This is a genomic window from Mesorhizobium sp. M7D.F.Ca.US.004.03.1.1, assembly GCF_003998635.1.
In the GTDB taxonomy this organism is placed as follows: Bacteria; Pseudomonadota; Alphaproteobacteria; order Rhizobiales; family Rhizobiaceae; genus Mesorhizobium; species Mesorhizobium loti.
On record NZ_RZQG01000357.1, the window covers coordinates 1 to 5,720 of the forward strand.

7 protein-coding genes are annotated in these 5,720 nt (G+C 63.7%); 2 read left to right on the forward strand and 5 right to left on the reverse strand.

Features of this window, described 5'->3' with window-relative positions; genetic code table 11:
- Nucleotides 1-43: 43 nt before the first annotated feature.
- A complete protein-coding gene (locus tag EN935_RS19660; RefSeq protein WP_127264694.1) occupies nt 44-628 on the reverse strand; it encodes an HD domain-containing protein in 585 nt (194 codons plus the stop codon).
- Complete coding sequence (locus tag EN935_RS19665) at nt 625-1,776, reverse strand: gamma-butyrobetaine dioxygenase (protein WP_127264693.1); 1,152 nt, start codon at nt 1,774-1,776, stop codon at nt 625-627. Before EN935_RS19665 ends, EN935_RS19660 begins: the two co-directional genes overlap by 4 nt.
- Before the next feature lie 121 nt (nt 1,777-1,897).
- Between EN935_RS19665 and EN935_RS19670 the strand changes: the two genes are divergently transcribed.
- A complete protein-coding gene (locus EN935_RS19670) occupies nt 1,898-2,773 on the forward strand; it encodes a LysR family transcriptional regulator (RefSeq protein WP_127264692.1) in 876 nt (291 codons plus the stop codon).
- Nucleotides 2,774-2,777: 4 nt separating this feature from the next.
- Here the strand turns inward: EN935_RS19670 and EN935_RS19675 are convergent, their stop codons facing one another.
- Genes EN935_RS19675 through EN935_RS19685 form a run of 3 tightly spaced genes read right to left on the reverse strand, consistent with a single transcriptional unit; the run spans nt 2,778 to nt 4,226 of the window.
- Nucleotides 2,778-3,305 carry an N-acetyltransferase gene (locus EN935_RS19675; RefSeq protein ID WP_109668093.1) on the reverse strand — a complete coding sequence of 176 codons (528 nt, stop codon included), beginning with the start codon at nt 3,303-3,305 and terminating at the stop codon, nt 2,778-2,780.
- Between the two features lie 44 nt (nt 3,306-3,349).
- Nucleotides 3,350-3,658: a hypothetical protein gene (locus EN935_RS19680; protein WP_127264691.1), complete on the reverse strand. Its 309-nt coding sequence runs from the start codon at nt 3,656-3,658 to the stop codon at nt 3,350-3,352.
- A gap of 4 nt (nt 3,659-3,662) precedes the next feature.
- On the reverse strand, nt 3,663-4,226 hold the full coding sequence (locus tag EN935_RS19685; RefSeq protein WP_127264690.1) for an XRE family transcriptional regulator: 564 nt from the start codon (nt 4,224-4,226) through the stop codon (nt 3,663-3,665).
- 155 nt (nt 4,227-4,381) lie between these two features.
- Here EN935_RS19685 and EN935_RS19690 point away from each other — a divergent pair.
- On the forward strand, nt 4,382-5,720 hold a 1,339-nt coding region (locus EN935_RS19690; protein ID WP_127373544.1), incomplete at its 3' end, for an ATP-binding protein.

Below are 5,720 nucleotides of genomic sequence, written 5' to 3' on the forward strand. Positions count from 1 at the left end.
CCTCCAGCATGCATATGAACAGGTGTCGAGCTTATGCCCGCCGTCAGGCGCGATCGCGAAAGTCGCTGACAACCCGCTGCAGCAGCGGCACGTAATCGCGAAACGTCCGCGTCTTCATGTTGGCGATCTTGCCGCTCTCATCCCAGATGCGGACTCGGACCGCTTCCTCGTGGAACGGGTTCTTGCGGAACTCGGCCACCTCCTCGGCGCTCATCGGTCCGCCTTGCAGCGACAGCGTATGCACCGAGGCCTGCGAGAGCTTGCCGAAATAGGTCGGGTCGGTGGCGCAGAGATAGCGCTTGGCCGCGACATGCAGCCTGACGCATTCGACGATGACAGGCGGAAAGAACGGCGCCAGCACCTCGCCACCAGCCTCGTCATGATGCTTGTCTTCGACATCCTCTGGCGAATAGGTGCCGAACTCGCTGGTGTAGTGGCCGATGTCGTGCAGCAGGGCCGCCGCGACCAGTTCGTCGAGCGCGCCGTCCTGCTCGGCGAACCAGGCGCCCTGCAGCATGTGCTCCGACATGGTGACGGGTTCGCCGAGATAGGATTCCGCGCCCCGGCGCTCAAAGATGTCGGCGATGAACTCGACGATCGTGTCCGCGTTCAGGTCCTGGCCGCTCATTCCGCCGCCTCCTTGAACCCGTGCTCGATCGCCGCGAGCGTCGACAGCAGGCCGTCCTTGTCGGCATAGCAACCCTGCAGCCAGCGTTTGCCGGTGCCGGAAAACGCCTTGCGGGCATGCATGACGCGCGTGTTGTCGACGATGAACGCCTGCCCCGCTTCGAGCTTGAACGTCACTTCGAAGGACGGATCCTCGATCAGTTCTGCGAACCGGCGATAGGCGGCGTAGTAAGCCTCCATGTCGGCGAACGGCACATCGACCGTCGGCGCCAGCGAACGGTTGTTGAAGCGAATGCAGATCAGCTCGCCGTCGGGTCCGAGCTCGATCATCGGCCGCTTTGCCTGCAACCGAACGCCGGAAGAGCCGGCATATTCGAAGCGCGCCGGGCATGAACTCAACAGCCGGAAGCCTTCGGGGTTCTCAGCCTGCAGCGCGGCCGCAACGGCAAACCCGTCAACGACACTGGACTCGCCACCCTCAACCGTATTTTCGATACAGGACAGGATCTGCAGTGTCGGCACCGGGTCGCGATAGGGATTGTCGGTGTGCGCCTGGAGGCCGAGATTCGTGTAGGCGAGATTGCTGGGATTGACCTCGGCGCGCACTTCGAACCAGCGCCCGTAATTGGTCTCCCTGATATAGCCGAACAGATCGGACACTTTGCAAAGCGCTCCGGATTCGGTGGGCAGATCGTCCATCACCGCGAAGCCATAGGCTTTCACCGCCGACAGCCATTGCCGCAAGACGGCTTGGTCGCCGCTGGCGGCAGAATAACCGGCGCGCGGGACCGAATTCTGCATGGTGGCCTTGGTCCATCGGGCGGTGCCCTCGCCTGTCCAGCCGGGCCGGCGGGCCTCGCCGCGATCATAGGTGTTGGCGCTCAGCCATGCCGCTGGGAAACTCACCGTTTTCTGCTCGGGCACGAAGCTGATCTCCAGGGCATCGCCCTTGATCGACGCCGCGCTGATCCTGGTGTCGGCGGGAATGTCGAGGATAGTGATGAGCCGTTGCCCATTGCCGGCGCTGCGCGTCTTGTCGTCGAGCGCATTGTCGCGCAGCCACACGGCATGAAAGCGGGTACGCGACCCGTCCTTCCAGCCAAGTTCGATTGTTTTGCCTTCGTCGCCGATCAGCGCGTGGGTGAGCATGGAGATCCGTTCCTGTCCATTGCGTCCCCGCAGCCCGATCCGCAGGGTTTCGATTGCACGTTGGCCGCGCGACAGGCATAATTCAAATTATCATTTTTTGGCCAATGACCGTAGTACACTAATGGCTCGAACAAACTCACCCCTGCCTCCCCTCGACTGGCTGCGCAGTTTCGAGGCCGCGGCGCGGCTGTCGAATTTCACCGCGGCGGCAGCCGAACTCGGCCTCACTCAGGCGGCCGTCAGCCAGCACATCCGGTTTCTCGAGGAGCGGCTGCAGACACGTTTGTTTTCGCGGCTGGCGCGCGGCGTCGCGCTGTCGCCGGAGGGTGCGGCCTACCTGCCTCACATCCAGTCGGCCTTCGCCACCATCGGCAACAGCACCGCGGAACTTTTCGAACCCCGCGCCGTCCAGACCGTGACCATCCGGGCGCCGATCTCCTTTGCCTTGCTGATGCTGGTTCCGGCAATGCCCGATCTGGCTAAGGCGCCGCGCGTCCAGCTCGACCTGGTGACGATCCATCGCCCTGCCGACTACGACTTGCCGGGCTCCGTGCTCGACATCCGCTTCGGCAACGGATCCTTTCCCGGCCGCGAAGCCGACAGGCTGACCACCGAGCGGCTCGTGCCGGTGGCGGCGCCGGGCCTGGCCGCTGACGCAGACTGGACCTCCCTGCCGCTGCTTCTGGTTGCCGGCGCACGCGAGATGTGGGCGGAATGGTTCGCCGCCGCCGGGATGGCCGGCCACCCCAGGCGATCGCACCGCTTCGACAGTTTCGTCGCCGCCATGGAAGCGGCCAGCGCTGGCGCCGGAGTGTTGCTGGGCTCGCGGCCACTGGTTGATGCGGCGCTCGACAGCAAGACGCTGGTCAGGCTTTCCGACTTCGAACTCTCCAGCACATCGGGGCATTTTCTGACCAAGGCGTCGACTGCCCGCCTGACCGGTGCCGAGCAGGATTTTCGCAACTGGCTGCTGTCGCGCCTCTCCGCGTCGGCATGACTGGCTACGAGATTGGCCCGATCCGCTTCCAGTAGATCAGCGTGCCGGTCAACCCGCCATGCGGCTTCAGGGCATAGTCCGGTATCTCGCCGGCCAGCGTGAAGCCCAACCGCTCATAGAGGCCTGAAGCGCCCTCCTCAGTCGCCGTGTCCAGAACCAGCAGCGTGCGTCCCTTCTCGATGGCGAGGCTCTCAGCGGCCCGCATCAGGCGCGTTCCCACACCCCGGCCCCGGCAACCGACTGATGTCATCAGCTTGGCGATCTCGGCCCGGTGCGGCTGGTTGGGCGGGCAGTCGAGCAGCAAGGTCACGGTGCCGACCAGGACCTCGCCGTCCCAAGCGCCAAGCACCGTCCTTTCCCCTCTCGCCGCGGCTGCCAGCGATTTCTCCCAGAACGCCCTTGCTGCCTGCGGCGCCAGCGGATGCATGAAGCTCACCGATCCGCCGGCCGCCACCGTCGCGACCAGCAATTCGGCCAGCATGTCCTGCATCCCAGCAGCCGGGGTCAGGGTTCCGATCTCGATCGAGTTCATGTGCAGGATGTCCTGTGATTGCGATAGATGCGAGCACATTGCCGTCAGTCCAGATGACGCACGCGGCGTCGCTTTCGCGCCGCCTTGATGGCGCTGATGCGTTCGGTGTCTTCTTCCCTGAGATGCCGCCCGCGCTCCAGAATCTCGAGCGTGTACTCCTCATAGGTCAGGCCAAGCCGCTCGGCTCTGCCCATGCGCAGCAGCATGACCTCGCGGCTCGGAGCCTTCCACGCCTTGGCATGGGCGGCCTGCCAGGCAAGGAATATGTAGGGATCGCCCTTGCCCCATGGCGGCCCCTTGTACTCATCGAGAGGCGGCCCCCCATTGTGGGAGCGCTTTGGTCTTCTCGCCATGATGTCAGCCCCTGACCAGCGCGACGAGATAGTCGGCACCGGTCTCCAGGGCATGGAAGGTGCAGTCCGACGGCGCTCCAACCGCCAGGCAATCGCCTGGTTCGAGCCCGTGCACCACATCGCCCTCGACGAATTCGAGCCGCCCGGAAATGAGCCATATCTGCTGCTTGATGAAGGCGTAGGAGGCGGCCGGGAAGCTGACCTTGGCGCCCGCCGGCAGCTGCACCCTGATCAGCTCGAGCGGCATGTCGGAAGCCGGCGAAAGGTGCCGTCTGACATAGCCGGTATCGGGATCGCGCCACACCGGCTGGTCGGCCTCGCGCAGCAGTCCGCCGCCCTGCAACTCCGCGCGCGCTATCAAGGTTGACAGCGTCATGCCGAAGGCAGACGCGATGCGCACCAGAAGAGCCGCAGTCGGACTGGTCTTGCCGCGCTCGATCGTGCTCAGCATCGCCTTCGAGACGCCAGAACGCTCGGCAAGTTCGGCCAGAGACCAGTCCCGCATGATCCTTTCGGCGTGTATCCTTCGGCCGATCGTCGAGGAAATATCGTTCGCTATATCATCCATACATCTATTATAGCGAAATATGGATGTGGGAAAAGAGCCGCCTCGCGACAATTTTCTCGGGCTCCTTAATCCTCTCTACACCATCCAACCTCATCGGGCCTTAACCCCATTCCTGTAGGGTCGATACTCCAGGGGAAATGGGGATTGGCCTGTCCATGTATGTCGAACGCGAAGCCTCCGTTGGGGAACCGACATCTCAGGAGCGCCGCAACGCCGAGCAGAACGACAGACGCATCCTTGGCAATGTCGTGCAATGCGACGGCGCGCGTGCCACCATCAGCGCCTATGCGGACGATGTCGACGGCGCGGTGACCGGCCTGTGGACGGTCGGCAAGATGATTTCCATCAATCTTGGATCCACGCGAACCGTCGGCCTGGTCTACGAGATCGGCAAGTCGGATCGCGCCTGGAGCAATGAGGGCCAGAACGCGATCGAGGTCAGCATCGAACTGATCGGCGAAGTGCGTGATGGTGCAGAGCCCGGCGCCAGACCGGTCTTCGATCGCGGCATCACAACCTATCCGCATATCGGCGCCGTTGCGCATCGCATCCGCACCCGCGACCTGCAGGCGGTCTATGATCTCGCCGGGCGTCATTCGATCACCATCGGCACGCTCGCGCAGGACGAGACGATCGCCGCCAACATCGCCATCGACGATACGCTGGCGCGTCACTTCGCCATTGTCGGCACCACCGGTGTCGGCAAATCCACCGCCGTCTCGCTGCTGCTGCGCAAGTCGATCGCGGCACGGCCCGACCTGCGCATCCTGATCCTCGATCCGCACAATGAGTTCGCGGCGTCGCTGCCCGAATACTGCGTCAGGGTCGATTCCAAGACCTTGGATCTTCCGTTCTGGATGTTCACGCTGGAGGAATTCGCCGAGGTGCTGTTTCGGGGCCGTGAGACCGAGCCCGAAGAAATCGATGCCTTGCGCGACCTCATTCCGGCCGCCAAGAACCTTTACCGCAATCCGAATTCCGGCGCCTATCTGCGGCGCGGCAGCGATGCGCTGACCGCCGATACACCGGTGCCTTACCGTATCGCCGACCTCCTCAAGCAGATCGATGAGCGGATGGGCATGCTCGAAAGCAAAACCGATCGCCCGACGCTCCGATCGCTGAAGACGCGCATCGAATCGGCAGCTGCCGACCCACGCTACCGCTTCATGTTCAACTCGCGCCTGATCGAGGACACTATCCACGAGACGATCGGCAACATCTTCCGCGTGCCGCATCATGGTCGCCCGGTGACCTGCTTCGAGATGGCCGGCATGCCGTCCGAAGTAGTCAATTCCGTCTGTTCGGTGCTGGCGCGCCTGGCCTTCGACCTCGCTCTGTGGAGCGAAGGCAAGCTGCAGCTTCTGTTTTTGTGCGAAGAAGCGCACCGCTATATGCCGGCCGACCCGCGTCTCGGCTTCGCGCCGACCAGGCATGCGCTGTCGCGCATCGCCAAGGAAGGCCGCAAGTATGGCTGTTATCTCGGCGTCGTCACCC